The organism is Desertivirga arenae, assembly GCF_017355785.1.
GTDB lineage: Bacteria > Bacteroidota > Bacteroidia > Sphingobacteriales > Sphingobacteriaceae > Desertivirga > Desertivirga arenae.
The window spans coordinates 58,502-74,404 of the sequence record NZ_JAFEWE010000017.1; the positions used below are offsets into that span (position 1 = coordinate 58,502).

Here is a 15,903-nt window from a genome sequence, read left to right on the forward strand (position 1 = left end):
CGATAAAAATCATTATAAAATTGTATTTTTGCGCCCCATAATTTAGTGATATTATAGTCGTTATGACTTGATGGTCACCAGTATAAATTTAAATAGTAAAGTATTAATTATCATAACATGAATATTATTCAAGAGAAGATCGATAGCTTAAATGCTGTAGTTAAAGTAAACATCAAACCAGAGGATTACCAGGCACGTGTTGAAAAAGCTATTAAAGATCATGCAAAGAAGGCTCAGCTTCCAGGCTTCCGTAAAGGAATGGTTCCGGCATCTCACATTAAAAGGATGTATGGAAAAAGCATTTTGGTAGATGAGATCAATAATTTGCTAAGTGATTCTCTGAACAATTATATCACTGAAAACAAAATTGAAGTATTAGGGCAGCCACTTCCGAAGGCAGATGACTCCAAAGAATTTAACTGGGACTTCAACGAAGAGTTTGAATTCAATTACGAGTTAGGTTTAGCACCTGAGTTTGAATTAAACTTCTCTTCAGCAGACAAACTGCCTGCTTACAAGATTAAAGTAGATGCAGAAACTTTAGAGTCTCGTATTAAAAATCTTCGTAAGAGCTATGGCAAAATGACAAATCCTGAAGTTTCGGCAGAAGATGACGTATTATATGCTGAATTGGCTCAACTTTCTACAGATGGTTCCGTTTTTGAAGGTGGTATATCAAATACGGCTTCTATCCGTTTAGACCTGGTAAAAAATGAAGAAATTAAAAAGTCTTTAGTTGGTCTTAAGAAAGATGATGTAATTGAATTCGACATTCAAAAAGCGTTTGATAATGATGCATCACAAGTTGCTAGATTATTGAACATTTCTGAAGATGATGCTAAAGAGCTTCAGTCTAACTTCCGTTTAACTGTTAAAAACGTGAATAGACTGGAAGAGTCTGATTTGAATCAGGAGTTCTTTGATAAAATATTTCCTGCAGGAGATGTAACTACGGAAGAGCAATTCAGAGGAAAAATCACTGAAGAGTTGGAATCAATGATGGTTCAGAATTCTGATCAAAAATTGCAGTCGGAACTAGTGGAGTATGGTTTGGGTAAATTTGAGCTTCAACTCCCGGATGAGTTCCTTAAACGTTGGTTAAAGGCGACTAATGAGAAATTAACTGAGGAAGAATTAGAGCAGGGATATGATGATTTCGCTAAGAACCTTAAATGGACCTTAGTTGAGAATAAAATCATCAAGGAAAACAACATAGAGATCAAGTACGAGGACATCCTTGACGCAGCTAAGGCTCGCCTTGATGCGCAGTTTAGAATGTATAGCCCGACTCCTATCCCTGAGGATCAACTGAACCAGTATGCAGTTCAATTCCTACAGAATAAAGAGAATGCTAACAGAATTTTTGAAGAAGTAAAAGCTCAGAAAGTATTTGAATACCTGAAAACAGTTATTACATTAGACGAGCAGGAAATAGAATATAATAAATTTCTGGAACTGAATTAGAAGATATTGGTTATTAGTGTGCCTGAGCCAATTTCTTTTACAATTAATTGATTCATCGCACACTTAAATAAATTAATTTAGTAACCATAACTTTTAGACACTCATGGGAATTGACAAAAACGAATTTCGCAAATACGCAGTAAAACATCATCGTATAGGAAGCCAACATGTTGACAGCTTTATAGCAAGAGTAGAAGAAAATGCTATTCCGATGTCAATGACTCCCTATATTATTGAAGAGCGTCAATTGAACGTTGCTCAGATGGATGTTTTCTCACGTTTGATGATGGATCGTATTATCTTTTTAGGAGATGCGATTTATGATAATATTGCGAACATCATTCAGGCTCAGTTGTTGTTCCTACAATCTACCGACGCAAAACGCGATATCCAGATCTATATAAACTCTCCTGGAGGTTCTGTTTACGCCGGTTTGGGAATATACGACACAATGCAATATATAAGTCCTGACGTAGCAACAATCTGTACTGGAATGGCAGCTTCGATGGGTGCAGTTTTACTATGTGCAGGTGCGGCGGGCAAAAGAGCAGCTTTGTCACACTCAAGGGTAATGATTCATCAGCCACTTGGGGGAGTTCAAGGCCAGGCTTCGGATATTGAGATCACAGCGAGGGAAATATTGAAGCTAAAACGTGAATTATACGATATCATTGCACACCATTCAGGTGCTGAATATCAAAAAGTTCACGATGCTTCAGACAGAGATTATTGGATGATTGCAAGTGAAGCCAAAGAATTCGGAATGATCGACGAAGTTCTTGGCGTAAACAAGGGAAATGAGTAATGAGTAAAAGTTCAAAAGACATAAAATGTTCTTTTTGCGGTTCCGGTAAGCAGGATACGCTTATGCTGATCGCTGGTTTGGATGCTCACATTTGTGATAAGTGTGTAGCTCAGGCAAATCAGATTTTGTCAGAAGAGTTGTCGACCCGGAAAAACAAAGCTTCTCAATCGGCTTTAACTTTGATGAAGCCCACTGAGATCAAATCACATCTTGACCAATATGTAATTGGTCAGGATGAAGCTAAAAAGGTGTTATCTGTTGCAGTTTACAACCACTACAAACGTCTCAACCAAAAAGTTGAGAAAGATGAAGTTGAGATTGAGAAATCAAACATCATTATGGTTGGAGAGACTGGTACAGGAAAAACCTTACTGGCAAAAACAGTCGCTAAAATTCTTCACGTTCCTTTTTGTATCTGTGATGCTACGGTATTAACAGAGGCAGGATACGTTGGGGAAGACGTGGAAAGTATATTAACACGACTTTTACAGGCAGCAGATTATGATGTCACTGCTGCAGAACGGGGTATTGTTTATATTGACGAAGTGGATAAGATTGCCCGCAAAAGCGACAATCCGTCTATCACCCGTGATGTATCTGGAGAGGGTGTTCAACAGGCATTGTTAAAAATCCTGGAAGGAACAATTGTTAACGTTCCTCCTCAGGGTGGCCGTAAGCATCCTGATCAGAAAATGATTGCAGTTAACACCAACAATATCTTGTTTATTTGCGGTGGTGCATTTGACGGTATTGAAAAGAAAATTGCAAATCGTTTAAGAACTCAGACTGTGGGTTATAAGGTAAAGAAAGATGACCTAAGCGTTGATCTTAAAAACCTTTACAAGTATATAACGCCTCAGGATCTTCGTTCTTTCGGTTTAATACCAGAACTAATTGGTCGTTTGCCTGTTATTACTCACTTAAATCCTTTAGACCGGGAAGCATTACTGAATATCGTTACAGAGCCTAAAAACTCTTTAGTAAGACAGTACAAAAAGCTTTTCGAATACGAAGGAATAAAGTTAGACTTTGATAAGGAGGTGCTTGAATTTATTGTAGACAAAGCTTTAGAATTTAAATTAGGAGCGAGGGGATTGCGTTCAATCTGTGAGGCAATCATGATCGATGCCATGTTTGAAGCGCCTACTGATAAGCAGCAAGGCAAGGAGCTTTATGTTACATTAGACTACGCACTCGACAAATTTGCCAAGTCAGATCTCAAGAAACTTAAAGTTGCTTAATTGAGCCCCCGCCTTCCGGCGGGGGTTTTTTGTTTAAAAAAGGAGTGCATTTATGAATGAAGAAAAAGATGTTAAAAAAGACCCGGAAATTGTAGCCAAAGCAGAAAAGGTGAAAGAGGTTACCTCCCCCATAAAAAAAGGACTGAAGACAAAAGAACAAATCGTCAACAATTGGCTACCTCGCTATACTGGCAGACCTTTGGAAGATTTTACCGATTTTATCCTTTTGACTAATTTTTCCAAGTACCTCCAACTTTTTTCCGAATGGCATGATAACGCGCCAATCATGGGTCTTGACAAACCCATGCAAAGTGTGAAAGCAGAAGGAATTACAATCATTAACTTTGGTATGGGAAGTCCACTTGCAGCTACTATGATGGATCTTTTAAGTGCGATTAAACCAAAAGCTGTTTTGTTTCTGGGGAAATGCGGCGGCTTGAAGAAAAAGAACAATATAGGTGATCTTATACTGCCCATTGCAGCAATAAGAGGTGAAGGAACTTCGAATGATTATCTGCCACCTGAAGTTCCGGCGCTTCCCTCATTCGCATTACAAAAGGCAATATCTACTACTATCCGTGACCATTCCAGGGATTATTGGACAGGCACTTGTTACACAACCAATAGAAGGGTATGGGAGCATGATAAGACCTTTAAAAAATATTTAAAGGAACTACGCGCTATGGCGATCGATATGGAAACAGCAACGATATTTACGGCAGGCTTTGCTAATAAAATTCCAACCGGGGCTCTTTTATTAGTTTCAGACCAGCCCATGATTCCAGAGGGAGTAAAAACAGCCGAAAGCGATTCTAAAGTAACAGAAAACTTTGTAGAAACACATCTACGAATCGGAATTGATTCCCTTAAACAGCTTATAAATAACGGGCTTACAGTAAAGCATCTTCAGTTCTAATGATGCAGACCTTTGGCATTATGTATGTAGCCCCTGCAAGCTACTTACTTATGCTTTCTGAATAACCATTCCATCTCTACCTATCCTTCTACTATGTGGTACAATAACATCCTCGAAACTATTGGTAATACTCCATTGGTAAAATTAAACACAGTGACCAGGGAGCTTAAGGCCCTGGTACTTGCTAAGATTGAAAGTACTAATCCGGGTAATTCAATAAAGGACCGAATGGCGTTAAAGATGATTGAAGACGCTGAACAAAATGGTAAACTAAGACCCGGAGGTACTATAATAGAAGGAACTTCAGGTAATACAGGTATGGGATTGGCAATAGCAGCTGTGGTAAAAGGATATCGGTGTATTTTCACTACTACCGACAAGCAATCGAAGGAAAAAATCGACGCGCTGCGGGCAATGGGGGCGGAGGTAGTTGTCTGCCCGACAGATGTACAGCCTGAAGACCCTCGCTCCTACTACTCGGTATCATCGCGGCTGGAGCAGGAAATACCTAATGCATGGAAGGCTGATCAGTATAACAATTTGTCGAACTTGCAGGCGCACTACGAACAAACCGGACCTGAAGTATGGGAACAAACAGAGGGAAAGGTTACCCACCTAATTGCAGGTGTAGGAACAGGTGGTACACTTTCAGGTGCAGGGAGGTACCTCAAGGAACAAAACCCTCAGATAAAGGTATGGGGAATTGATAGCTACGGGTCGGTGTTCAAAAAATATAAAGAAACGAGAATTTTCGATAAGAAAGAGATTTACCCTTATATCACGGAGGGTATTGGAGAAGACTTTTTACCTGCAAATGTTGAATTTGAAATAATTGACCATTTTGAGAAAGTCACAGACAAGGATGCAGCACTAATGACAAGGGCAATAGCACAAAAGGAAGGTATCTTTGCAGGAAATTCGTCGGGAGCGGTGATAGCAGGATTGCTGCAATTAAAAGATGAACTGAAAGAAAATGATGTTGTTGTGGCTATATTTCATGATCACGGTAGCCGATACTTGGGGAAAATGTATAATGAAGATTGGCTGCGCCAGCAGCGATTCGTCGATTGATTAGGCGGATGCAAAACGGTCTTATACCGACATCACTGGTAGTGACATTTAATTAAACGCAGGCCATAAAAAAAGCCCCGCATACTGCGAGGCTAAACAAAGCTATGAATTAACTAATGCCCCTTCGGCATTACGTCTATTCGTTTAATGTCTGCACCTAGTGCCTTTAATCTAGTATCAATATCCTGATAACCTCTTTCTATCTGCTCTATATTGTGAATGATTGAACGTCCGCTTGCAGAGAGAGCTGCAATTAACAAGGATACCCCTGCTCTGATGTCGGGAGAAGTCATTTCTATTCCTCTTAGCTTAACCTGATGATTAAGACCCATCACAGTGGCGCGATGAGGATCGCATAGAATAATCTGAGCGCCCATATCAATTAATTTATCTACAAAGAACAGGCGGCTTTCAAACATCTTCTGATGAATGAGCACATTACCTTTTGCTTGCGTAGCTACCACCAGCACAATGCTTAAAAGATCAGGAGTAAATCCAGGCCATGGTGCGTCAGCTATGGTTAATATAGAACCATCAATAAAAGTATCTATCTCATAACTTTCTTGTGCCGGAATAAAAATATCATCTCCTCTCCTCTCCAGGTTAATACCAAGGCGACGAAATACATTAGGAATTATGCCGAGCTCGTCGTACTGAACATCTTTAATCGTAATTTCGGAACCAGTCATTGCAGCAAGACCAATAAAGGATCCTATCTCAATCATGTCTGGTAGCAGGCGGTGCTCAGTTCCTCCTAATCGTTCCACCCCTTCGATTGTAAGAAGGTTTGAGCTAATACCGGAAATCTTAGCACCCATTCTGTTCAACATCTTACATAGCTGTTGAAGATAGGGCTCGCAGGCAGCATTATATATAGTGGTTGTTCCCTTAGCAAGTACAGCAGCCATCAGTACATTAGCGGTTCCTGTTACAGAAGCTTCGTCTAAAAGGATGTGTGTACCCTGAAGATTAGTAGCGTCGACATTAAAGAAACTTGAATCAGAATCGTAGTTAAATTTAGCTCCCAACTTCTCAAAGCCAAGAAAATGAGTATCAAGTCTTCTGCGGCCTATTTTATCCCCCCCTGGTTTAGGGATTGCGGCGCTACCAAAACGGGCGAGCAAAGGACCAACAATCATGATAGAGCCACGCAGGCTTCCTCCTTTGGATTTGAATTCCTCAGACTTGAAAAAATCCAGTTTAATATTCTTCGCCTCGAAAGAGTAAGTATCTTTATTAAGACGCACAACTGTTACTCCAAGATCGCCGAGCAATTCAATCAGCTTATTTACATCCTTGATATCAGGGATATTACTAATAGTAACCATCTCTTCTGTAAGTAATACTGCTGAAATGACTTGGAGAGCTTCGTTCTTTGCCCCCTGAGGTATAATCTCTCCTTTCAGCGGTTTCCCGCCGTGGATTTCAAATGCATTCATTGTTTTTAGAAATAGATTGAAACAGAAGCTTACTTCCTCTTTCCGTTATTGTTATTTTTTGGACGACCGTTATTGCCTTTATTCATGCTCATACGTCCTTTATTCATATTTGATCCACCTGAATTACTACTTCCCGGCTTTTGTCTGACGCCAGGTGCATTAGTGCGGACCTCTACTTTAGCAAGCGTATAATTTTCATCGAGGATCAACTCTCCGTTAGAGAGCTCCCTTAAATCATTTACAATAGTTTCATCAGCAACAGTATCCTTATTCCAGGTTACATACGCCACCTTCATAAAACTCGCTATATTCTGAACCATAAGCTGACGTCTCTGAGGTTCATCAACTGCTTTAGCCCTTTTAATCATCATTTCGACAGTTTTGCCGTAATGTTTGAATCTTATTGGTCTTTGTGGGTAGCCCAGAGGATCTGGCCTTTTGTGCATTGCCTCTTCTGCTGGCTGCGGATATGGAGAATCTACGTCAATCTTGAAATCAGAAATAATGTGCAGATGGTCCCATAGTTTATGTTTAAAATCAGTTACATCTCTAAGATGGGGATTAAGGAATCCCATCAAATCAATTACAACTTGTGCATGTCTGTTGCGTTCTTCTTTTGTTGGCAAAGAACAGATATACGCAACCATGTTTTGCACGTTTCGGCCGTATTCTGCCAGGATTAACTTATCCCTTGTGGTATTATAATCGAATATCATTTTAATTTTGTTAGGACCGGAAGTTCAGCACCCGGGTCTTTTCTAATTTGGAATACCCTATATTACAAAGATTTGTGCTCTTTAGCAAAACCTGATTTCCCCGTTAAAGTTTCAGGAAAGGCGGATAAGTAAAATAATTCTCCAATCGATGCGAGTATGCCGAGTTTGGCATTACTTATCCTATTAACGTGGTAAAGATATAGTATTATGCATAAAAGAAAAAAAGATTTCCTCAGTAGCTGAAGAAATCTCTTTGATAAGATTACAGACTAAGCTTTGTATCAATCAATATACTCAAACTTTGTATAAGGGATCAAAGCTGCCGGGATTTTGATGCCCCTTTCGGTCTGATTATTTTCCAACAAAGTTGCTACTATTCTTGGTAAGGCCAATGCACTTCCGTTGAGAGTATGAGCTAGTTGCGCTTTCCCCTCTTTACCCTTATACCGAAGCTTCAACCGGTTGCTCTGAAATGTTTCAAAATTAGAAACAGAAGAAACTTCTAACCAACGTTCCTGTGCAGCGCACCAAACTTCCATATCATAAGTAAGGGCAGAAGCAAAACCCATGTCTCCACCACAGAGCCTCAAAACGCGGTATGGCAATTCTAACTTCTGAAGCAGGGATTGTACGTACAAACTCATCTCTTCCAATATCTGATAAGATCTCTCGGGATTGGCCACCTGAACAATCTCAACTTTATCAAACTGATGTAGACGGTTGAGGCCCCGAACGTGTGCACCATAGGAACCAGCCTCGCGACGAAAACAAGGTGTGTAAGCACAATTTTTAACAGGCAGTTCTTCTTCTTTCAAAATAACATCCCTATAAAGATTAGTTACCGGTACTTCTGCTGTAGGTATAAGATAAAGGTTATCAATACCGACATGATACATTTGTCCTTCCTTATCCGGAAGCTGACCTGTACCAAATCCTGAAGCTTCATTTACTACAATTGGAGGTTGCATTTCCCGGTACCCTGCGGTTTCCGCGTTATCCAGGAAAAAATTGATCAAAGCGCGCTGAAGCTTTGCTCCCTTGCCTTTATAAACAGGAAAACCTGCTCCTGCTACTTTATTCCCTAGTTCAAAATCTATTATATCATACTTAGCCGCAAGCTCCCAGTGCGGAAGTTTTACAGTAAGTTCTGGCTTTAGCCCATTTTCCAGAACAACTTCATTCTCTTCAGGGGTTAACCCTTCCGGTACTGAGTGATGGGGCAGATTAGGAAGTAAAACAATCTTGTTTTGAAGGTCTTCTTCTGCCTTTGCCAGTTTATCACCCAGCTCTTTAATTTGCTCCTTAAGCACAGGTGTCTTTGCTTTCAGCTCTTCAGCCTCAGCCTTCTTCCCCTGACGCATTAACTCGCCAATTTGTTTCGCAATGCTGTTCGCTTCAGCGGAAATTGAGTCTAGTTGCGATTGAGTTTGCCTTCTTTCTTCATCCAGCGAAATTATCTCATCTACTAATTCTAACTGTTTGAAATTTTTAACGGCTAATCGTTCTAAAACTTTCTCTTTGTTTTCTCTGATATAACTAACTTGCAGCATCGTTTTTAAAATTTTGACAAAGATATAAACTGTTTGCGGTTTGCAATGCGAGTTTACAGATAGTCTGATCCACGGACAACCTGTATTTTCAATAAAAGGGCACCGATAGGAATAACAGAAAAGGAAACATAATGAGCGGCAAACTATACCTGGTTCCCACACCGATAGGGAATTTAGAAGATATAACATTCAGGGCAATACGGATCTTAAAGGAAGCCGATTTAATTCTGGCAGAAGATACAAGGACAAGTGCGCCATTGCTGAAGCATTTTGGAATTGAGAAACGTGTGTTTGCTCATCATCAGCATAATGAGCATAGGGCGAGTACCGAAATTATACGTTTTCTTAAGGAGGGTCAGAAAGTTGCTCTTATCTCTGACGCTGGTACTCCTGCTATTTCTGATCCAGGCTTTTTCCTCGTCAGGGAGGCTTTGAAGAACGGGCTGGATATTGAATGCCTTCCCGGTGCTACTGCTTTTGTTCCTGCACTGGTAAACTCGGGACTTCCTTCGGACAGGTTTACTTTTGAGGGCTTTTTGCCAGTAAAAAAAGGAAGGCAAACCAGACTAAAGGAGTTAAGTGAGGAAGAACGAACGATGATCTTTTATGAGTCGCCTCACAGACTTTTGAAAACGCTGGAGGAATTTGCAAATGTATTTGGAGAGGAACGGGAAGCTTCTGTATCGAGAGAGCTGACAAAAGTGTTTGAAGAAACCGTGCGGGGAACCTTACCGCAAATAAAGGAACATTTTACTGAAAATGTGCTGAAAGGGGAATTTGTTATTTGTGTTGCGGGAAAATAAAAAGGATGCTCCCTTATCAGGAACATCCTCTACTTTAAACAATACTCAAAAAGCTCTATAAAGCAAAAACCTTCCCAAGGTTAACACTGCTATTGCAGGATACCTGCAAGTCTTTGATAAATCCTGTACCTATATCTATCACCCAACCGTGAATCTCCAGGTCAACACGTTCTTTCCAGGCATTCTGAATAATCGTTGTTTTGCAAAGATTAAATACTTGTTCCACTACATTTAATTCGACCAGTCTATTCGCCCGTTGTTTGTCATCAGTTATCAGATCAAGCTCATGACTATGCAACCTGTAAACATCTTTAATATGACGGAGCCAGTTATCAATCAAACCAAACTGCTTGTTTCCCATAGCGGCAATAACTCCTCCGCAACCGTAATGACCAGCAACAATAACATGTTTTACCTTCAACACGTTTACTGCATAATCCAGTACGCTTAGCATATTCATGTCTGAATGTACGCACACATTTGCAATATTTCTGTGGACGAAAACTTCGCCAGGCTTAGTGCCTGTCACCTCATTGGCGGGCACCCGGCTGTCTGCACATCCAATCCAAAGAACTTCAGGACTCTGTCCTGCAGCAAGCTTATTAAAGTATTCCGGATCTTCGGCAAGGGAACGCTCAACAAAAGCCTTGTTTCCTGCTACAAGTTGCTGATAGGTTCTTTTACTTTTCTCTTTTAATTCTTCTGCAAGTTCTGGTGATATATTAATAGCTGATGGGCTTGTACTTTCTTTATCTACTATGTTAGACATTGTCTTTTACGTTTTCTGGTTTAAAAATTAAATCTTTCAACTGAGGCACATCGTATTTGTGCTTAATGTTGACAAGTTGGACAATAATACCACGACTGAAGGCATTATGCCTAAAATTATGAATAATCTCTAATACGTCTAAGTCTATGTACCTTGAATTGGTCCCGTCTATGACAACGTCGGCACCGGAAGGTAGATGATTTAATGTATACTGAATCGCTGCTTTATTAAGAAAAGAAACCTCCTCTGCCAATTTAATCTGGATTACCTTCTTCTCGCCATTCTCGGTAATAGTATAAAAATATGGATTACGCAGATTATTGCGCAGTATATAAAACACCCCGATCAGCATACCGATCGCTACACCTTTTAATAAATCAGTAAAGACCACTGCAAGAACTGTAACAACGAAAGGGATAAACTGCGTTTTACCTTCCTTCCACATTTTCTTAAACAGGTCAAGTTTAGCTAATTTATATCCTGTCATCAACAATATGGCAGCAAGGCAGGATAAAGGGATGCTATTCAGTAAACCGGGTATTAGCAGTAGTGACAGTAGAAGCCAGGCACCATGCAAAATTGCACTCATCTTAGTTTTTCCGCCCGAATTAACATTAGCTGAGGAACGAACGATGACGGCAGTCATCGGAAGCCCTCCAAGAAGTCCGCTAGTAACATTACCTATTCCCTGGGCTACCAGTTCCCGATTAGTAGGTGAAACCCTCTTGTATGGATCGATCTTATCAACGGCTTCAATGCTTAAAAGTGTTTCGAGACTAGCTACAATGGCTAATGTAACGGCAATAGTCCAGACATCAGGACTAGTGATCTTACTAAAATCCGGTGAGCGAAAAAGCCCCGTAAACTCATTGAAGGATTGAACCACCGGAATCTTTACTAAATGTTCTGCTTTTATCTCCAAATTGCTCCCTTTAAACACATAACTTAGGATTATCCCCAGCACTACCACTATTAATGGCGCTGGTACTGAAGCAAGTTTTTTAAACTTGGGCCAGTAGATTAAAATTGCCAGGGAAAGCAAGCTTATGATTACAGCGCCATAGCTTATCCTCCCCAGTGCAGAGGTAATTGCAGAGAAGGTATTATTATTATCAGGACCTCTGAAACTTTCATCACCTTCGTAATCTGCATCGTAACCTACCGCGTGAGGTATTTGCTTTAGGATCAAAATGATGCCTATAGCAGCAAGCATGCCCTCGATCACTGAGGAAGGGAAATAGCTTGCAATAGTACCCGCTTTAAGAACACCAAGAAGAATCTGCATTACCCCAGCCAGAAGAATAGCTAAAAGAAAGGTTTCGTATGTACCCAATTTAGTAATAGCGCCGAAGACAATGACAGTTAAACCGGCAGCCGGACCACTAACACTTAACTGGGAGCCGCTCACGGACGCTACTACGATCCCTCCTATTATACCAGTTAAAAGTCCGGCAAACAAGGGAGCACCCGATGCAAGAGCTATTCCCAAGCAAAGAGGCAAGGCCACTAAAAACACTACTATACTGGAAGGAAAATCCTTTTTTAAATTCGCGAGCGAAAACGAGCTTTTTGAATTATACTGTGCATGCTCATTCAGAGACGCCATATTTCAAAACGTTAAATCATCAATAATTAGATACATAAACCGCTAATCGAGGCGTCACTATTCGCGCATCAATTAAAGCGATTAAAGGAAAAAATGAAGAAACAATTATACGTTTGGAGGGGGAGTAGGTACTGGAGGGTGAAAGGGAGTTACATGTTTGGCGTGATTAAAATTTCCTGTTATTAAATCCAAATGAAATATAGGATCAGCGAGAAACAAATGATATTCTGAAACAGTGAGGTACTCCTTTACCGACATCTCCTTAACGTCTATCGGTTTAGGCTCGTCATCCATTTCCAGTTGTGCAAGCGCAGCATTCACTGATTTAACATCAAAATGAGCAGCAACAACGGGGGCAATAGATATCATTATCTTACAAAAGAAGATCGTTAAAAAAAGAAATCCTGAAAGCTTTTTTGCTACAGTTTTGTTCATTTTATCTGGTTAGCCCTTATACAAATGTAATTAAATTGCCGCCTGTTTAATCAAGTATTTCTTTTTTTACATAAAGGGGATTTTTCAATTGCATCTTCGCAAGCCGCAATTGCTTGTTTTTTCGATCATCTTGATGCAACAATATCTTGAAATTCCTTTTTCTCTAAATAACAGAGCCTGGCATTTTTTCAATATACGTAACTTCGCAGTGCTATGGCAAAAGTTACCGGTAAGGCATATGATATCAATTTACTTAAACGTGTGTTTAAATATGTTAGTCCGTACAGAAGGATCTTCGCGTGGTCTGTTTTCCTTACCATAGTTCTTGCTGCACTGTCTCCTACAAGACCATACCTTATCCAATATACCGTTGATAATTATATCTTAGGGGGAGACAAACCAGGATTAGTTAAAATTTCATTCCTAATGCTTGGCTTATTAATGCTGCAGACAGCAGTACAATACTACCATACCTTTCTCACCAACAAGCTGGGACAATCAACAATCAAAGGATTAAGAATAGACGTCTTCAATCATATTTCAAAGCTGCGTTTAAGCTATTTCGACAAGACTCCTATAGGACAACTAATTACCCGCAGTGTTTCTGACCTTGAAACGATTGCTGATATTTTTTCTGAAGGTTTGATCATGATCATAGGCGATATTCTTCAATTAATTGCCCTTATCGCCGTAATGGCCTTGACCGATTGGAAGCTTACCTTAATAGTACTGGCCCCCATGCCATTACTTATTCTTGCCACATACATTTTTAAAGAATCTATTAAATCTGCATTCCAGGAAGTGCGAGCACAGGTATCTCATCTAAATACATTTCTGCAAGAGCACATTACCGGGATGAATATTACGCAGTACTTCGCAAGAGAGGACCAGGAAATGGATAAGTTTAAGCGCATTAATGGCAGACACCGGGATGCTCATATCCGCTCTAACTGGTATTACTCGATATTCTATCCCGTGGTAGAGATCATTTCTGCGATGAGCATAGGACTACTGGTATGGTTTGGCTCCAAGTCCATTCTGGAACATAATATTTCCCCTGGTGTGGTTATGGCTTTTATAATGTATATAAACATGATGTTCCGCCCGATACGAGAACTTGCAGATAAATTTAATACACTGCAAATGGGTATGGTTGGAGCAGAAAGGATCTTTACTGTATTGGATACACATGAGGAGGAAGATACCAGAGGTAGTTATAAACCACAGAAAGTAGAAGGAAAAATAGAATTTGAAGACGTTTGGTTTGCTTATAATGAGGATAAATGGGTATTGAAGGGGATCAGCTTTGAAGTTAAACCAGGTGAAACTCTTGCTCTGGTTGGTGCAACAGGAGCAGGCAAGTCATCAATAATAAATCTTCTAAACCGCTTCTACTCTATAAACAAAGGCAAGATTAAACTAGACGGAATAGATATAAAGGAATTTGAGCTTCAACACCTGAGAAGCCAAATAGGAACAGTTATACAAGACGTGTTTCTTTTTAGCGATACGATTAAAAATAACATCAGCCTCAATAATCCGGAGATCAGTATTGACGAAATAATTAATGCGGCTAAAGAAGCCGGGGCTGACGACTTTATAAGACAACTGCCGGCTGGCTATGACTATAATGTGATGGAAAGGGGGGCTACTCTTTCAGCAGGCCAGGCCCAGCTGATCTCCTTTATCAGAGCTATGGTTTACAACCCCAAAATTTTAGTCCTTGATGAAGCTACCTCCTCAGTTGATACAGAGACAGAGCATCTGATTCAGCAGACTATTCAGAAATTAATGAAGGGAAGAACATCTATTGTAATCGCCCATCGCTTGTCGACCATCCAGAACGCAGATAAAATCATTGTTCTTGACCACGGAGAGATCAAAGAAATAGGCTCGCATCAGGAACTTTTAAAGCAAAACGGGTATTACAAAAGGCTCTATGACCTGCAGTTTAACTCCTCGGGCATAGAAAAGAAGAGCACCTCTGTTTAAATGCCATGCATTATATTCAGGTTTTTATAAATACTGGGCAATTGCAGGTAAATAGTCAGACAAAGCATCAATATTTTTACTTTTTTAAGCTTGTGAGGAAAAGTATTTGTTAAAAAAATCTCTAAGTTTGCAAAACTTTAAAAACCGATCAATGAGTGTATTAGTAAATAAAGATTCAAAAGTAATCGTGCAAGGTTTCACCGGCACTGAAGGTACTTACCATGCGTCGCAAATGATTGAGTATGGAACACAGGTAGTTGGTGGTGTAACTCCAGGAAAAGGAGGTCAAAGCCATTTAGACAGACCTGTATTTAATACAGTAAAAGACGCTGTAGAAAAAACAGCTGCTGATGTATCTATCATATTCGTACCTCCTGCATTTGCTGCTGACGCAATTATGGAAGCGGCCGAAGCTGGAATTAAAGTTATCGTTTGTATCACAGAAGGTATTCCTACAAAGGACATGGTTCAGGTGAAGGAATATATCAAAGATAAAGATTGCCGCCTTATTGGTCCTAACTGTCCAGGTATCATCACTGCAGACGAAGCAAAAATTGGCATCATGCCAGGCTTCATCTTTAAAAAAGGCAGTGTTGGTGTAGTATCCAAATCAGGAACTTTAACTTACGAGGCAGTTGACCAGGTTGTTAAAGCAGGTTTAGGTATTACAACCGCTATTGGTATCGGTGGAGACCCAATTATCGGAACGCCAACTGTTGAAGCTGTTAAATTATTAATGAATGATCCGGAAACTAAAGGTATCATCATGATTGGTGAGATCGGCGGTGGAATGGAAGCAGAAGCTGCACGTTGGATTAAAGAGCATGGAACAAAGCCAGTTGTTGGATTTATCGCTGGTCAGACAGCGCCTCCGGGACGCCGTATGGGCCACGCTGGTGCAATTGTTGGTGGTGCAGATGATACAGCTGCTGCTAAAATGCGTATCATGGCAGAATGCGGAATTCGTGTGGTTGAGTCACCAGCTGAAATCGGTGCTGCAATGGCAGAAGAACTTAGCAAAGTCTTAGCTTAGATATATAAACTAAAAATAATATTAGATCCCGGTTACCAAATAGCCGGGATTTTTTATGCCTTA

Annotated in this window: 13 protein-coding genes and 1 pseudogene; 8 read left to right on the top strand and 6 right to left on the bottom strand. The window is 40.2% G+C overall.

Going from position 1 to position 15,903, the window contains the following annotated elements; translation table 11 throughout:
• Nucleotides 1–117: 117 nt before the first annotated feature.
• The 5 genes and pseudogenes from tig to J4N24_RS22810 all read left to right on the top strand — a co-directional run.
• Nucleotides 118–1,464, top strand: coding sequence for a trigger factor (tig, locus tag J4N24_RS22790; protein ID WP_207536054.1), 1,347 nt, complete (start codon nucleotides 118–120; stop codon nucleotides 1,462–1,464).
• A 103-nt stretch (nucleotides 1,465–1,567) separates the two neighbouring features.
• Complete coding sequence (gene clpP, locus J4N24_RS22795; protein ID WP_207536055.1) at nucleotides 1,568–2,269, top strand: ATP-dependent Clp endopeptidase proteolytic subunit ClpP; 702 nt, start codon at nucleotides 1,568–1,570, stop codon at nucleotides 2,267–2,269.
• Nucleotides 2,269–3,510, top strand: a complete 1,242-nt coding sequence (gene clpX, locus J4N24_RS22800; protein ID WP_207536056.1) for an ATP-dependent Clp protease ATP-binding subunit ClpX — start codon at nucleotides 2,269–2,271, stop codon at nucleotides 3,508–3,510. Before clpP ends, clpX begins: the two co-directional genes overlap by 1 nt.
• Before the next feature lie 52 nt (nucleotides 3,511–3,562).
• Nucleotides 3,563–4,426 carry an AMP nucleosidase gene (locus tag J4N24_RS22805; protein WP_207536057.1) on the top strand — a complete coding sequence of 288 codons (864 nt, stop codon included), beginning with the start codon at nucleotides 3,563–3,565 and terminating at the stop codon, nucleotides 4,424–4,426.
• Nucleotides 4,427–4,519: 93 nt separating this feature from the next.
• Nucleotides 4,520–5,491: pseudogene (locus J4N24_RS22810) on the top strand (PLP-dependent cysteine synthase family protein); the annotation flags it as partial.
• 119 nt (nucleotides 5,492–5,610) lie between these two features.
• On the opposite strand, the gene murA reads toward J4N24_RS22810, so the two are convergent.
• From murA to serS, 3 genes are all read right to left on the bottom strand, one after another.
• Nucleotides 5,611–6,936, bottom strand: a complete 1,326-nt coding sequence (gene murA / locus J4N24_RS22815) for a UDP-N-acetylglucosamine 1-carboxyvinyltransferase (protein WP_207536058.1) — start codon at nucleotides 6,934–6,936, stop codon at nucleotides 5,611–5,613.
• A 29-nt stretch (nucleotides 6,937–6,965) separates the two neighbouring features.
• Nucleotides 6,966–7,652, bottom strand: coding sequence for a DUF4290 domain-containing protein (locus J4N24_RS22820; protein WP_207536059.1), 687 nt, complete (start codon nucleotides 7,650–7,652; stop codon nucleotides 6,966–6,968).
• A gap of 281 nt (nucleotides 7,653–7,933) precedes the next feature.
• Entirely contained in the window at nucleotides 7,934–9,202 is a 1,269-nt protein-coding gene (gene serS, locus J4N24_RS22825; protein ID WP_207536060.1) for a serine--tRNA ligase, read from the bottom strand.
• Between the two features lie 131 nt (nucleotides 9,203–9,333).
• Here serS and rsmI point away from each other — a divergent pair, with 131 nt between their 5' ends.
• The gene (gene rsmI, locus J4N24_RS22830; RefSeq protein ID WP_207536061.1) at nucleotides 9,334–10,005 is read left to right on the top strand and encodes a 16S rRNA (cytidine(1402)-2'-O)-methyltransferase; all 672 of its coding nucleotides are present in this window, start codon (nucleotides 9,334–9,336) and stop codon (nucleotides 10,003–10,005) included.
• A gap of 55 nt (nucleotides 10,006–10,060) precedes the next feature.
• Here the strand turns inward: rsmI and J4N24_RS22835 are convergent, their stop codons facing one another.
• The 3 genes from J4N24_RS22835 to J4N24_RS22845 all read right to left on the bottom strand — a co-directional run bounded on the left by J4N24_RS22835 (nucleotide 10,061) and on the right by J4N24_RS22845 (nucleotide 12,815).
• Nucleotides 10,061–10,774 (bottom strand): carbonic anhydrase, encoded by a 714-nt coding sequence (locus J4N24_RS22835; protein WP_207536062.1) that lies wholly within the window; start codon nucleotides 10,772–10,774, stop codon nucleotides 10,061–10,063.
• Nucleotides 10,767–12,380, bottom strand: a complete 1,614-nt coding sequence (locus tag J4N24_RS22840) for a SulP family inorganic anion transporter (protein WP_207536063.1) — start codon at nucleotides 12,378–12,380, stop codon at nucleotides 10,767–10,769. Before J4N24_RS22840 ends, J4N24_RS22835 begins: the two co-directional genes overlap by 8 nt.
• Nucleotides 12,381–12,485: 105 nt before the next feature.
• A complete protein-coding gene (locus J4N24_RS22845; protein WP_207536064.1) occupies nucleotides 12,486–12,815 on the bottom strand; it encodes a hypothetical protein in 330 nt (109 codons plus the stop codon).
• A 213-nt stretch (nucleotides 12,816–13,028) separates the two neighbouring features.
• Between J4N24_RS22845 and J4N24_RS22850 the strand changes: the two genes are divergently transcribed.
• Nucleotides 13,029–14,807: an ABC transporter ATP-binding protein gene (locus J4N24_RS22850; protein ID WP_207536065.1), complete on the top strand. Its 1,779-nt coding sequence runs from the start codon at nucleotides 13,029–13,031 to the stop codon at nucleotides 14,805–14,807.
• A gap of 151 nt (nucleotides 14,808–14,958) precedes the next feature.
• A complete protein-coding gene (gene sucD, locus J4N24_RS22855) occupies nucleotides 14,959–15,840 on the top strand; it encodes a succinate--CoA ligase subunit alpha (protein WP_207536066.1) in 882 nt (293 codons plus the stop codon).
• Nucleotides 15,841–15,903: the final 63 nt, after the last annotated feature.

Bases quoted from the DNA above. Each gene is read 5' to 3' on its own strand.
- tig (WP_207536054.1), top strand. From the start codon at position 118: ATGAATATTATTCAAGAGAAGATCGATAGCTTAAATGCTGTAGTTAAA.
- clpP (WP_207536055.1), top strand. From the start codon at position 1,568: ATGGGAATTGACAAAAACGAATTTCGCAAATACGCAGTAAAACATCAT.
- clpX (WP_207536056.1), top strand. From the start codon at position 2,269: ATGAGTAAAAGTTCAAAAGACATAAAATGTTCTTTTTGCGGTTCCGGT.
- J4N24_RS22805 (WP_207536057.1), top strand. From the start codon at position 3,563: ATGAATGAAGAAAAAGATGTTAAAAAAGACCCGGAAATTGTAGCCAAA.
- murA (WP_207536058.1), bottom strand. From the start codon at position 6,936: ATGAATGCATTTGAAATCCACGGCGGGAAACCGCTGAAAGGAGAGATT.
- J4N24_RS22820 (WP_207536059.1), bottom strand. From the start codon at position 7,652: ATGATATTCGATTATAATACCACAAGGGATAAGTTAATCCTGGCAGAA.
- serS (WP_207536060.1), bottom strand. From the start codon at position 9,202: ATGCTGCAAGTTAGTTATATCAGAGAAAACAAAGAGAAAGTTTTAGAA.
- rsmI (WP_207536061.1), top strand. From the start codon at position 9,334: ATGAGCGGCAAACTATACCTGGTTCCCACACCGATAGGGAATTTAGAA.
- J4N24_RS22835 (WP_207536062.1), bottom strand. From the start codon at position 10,774: ATGTCTAACATAGTAGATAAAGAAAGTACAAGCCCATCAGCTATTAAT.
- J4N24_RS22840 (WP_207536063.1), bottom strand. From the start codon at position 12,380: ATGGCGTCTCTGAATGAGCATGCACAGTATAATTCAAAAAGCTCGTTT.
- J4N24_RS22845 (WP_207536064.1), bottom strand. From the start codon at position 12,815: ATGAACAAAACTGTAGCAAAAAAGCTTTCAGGATTTCTTTTTTTAACG.
- J4N24_RS22850 (WP_207536065.1), top strand. From the start codon at position 13,029: ATGGCAAAAGTTACCGGTAAGGCATATGATATCAATTTACTTAAACGT.
- sucD (WP_207536066.1), top strand. From the start codon at position 14,959: ATGAGTGTATTAGTAAATAAAGATTCAAAAGTAATCGTGCAAGGTTTC.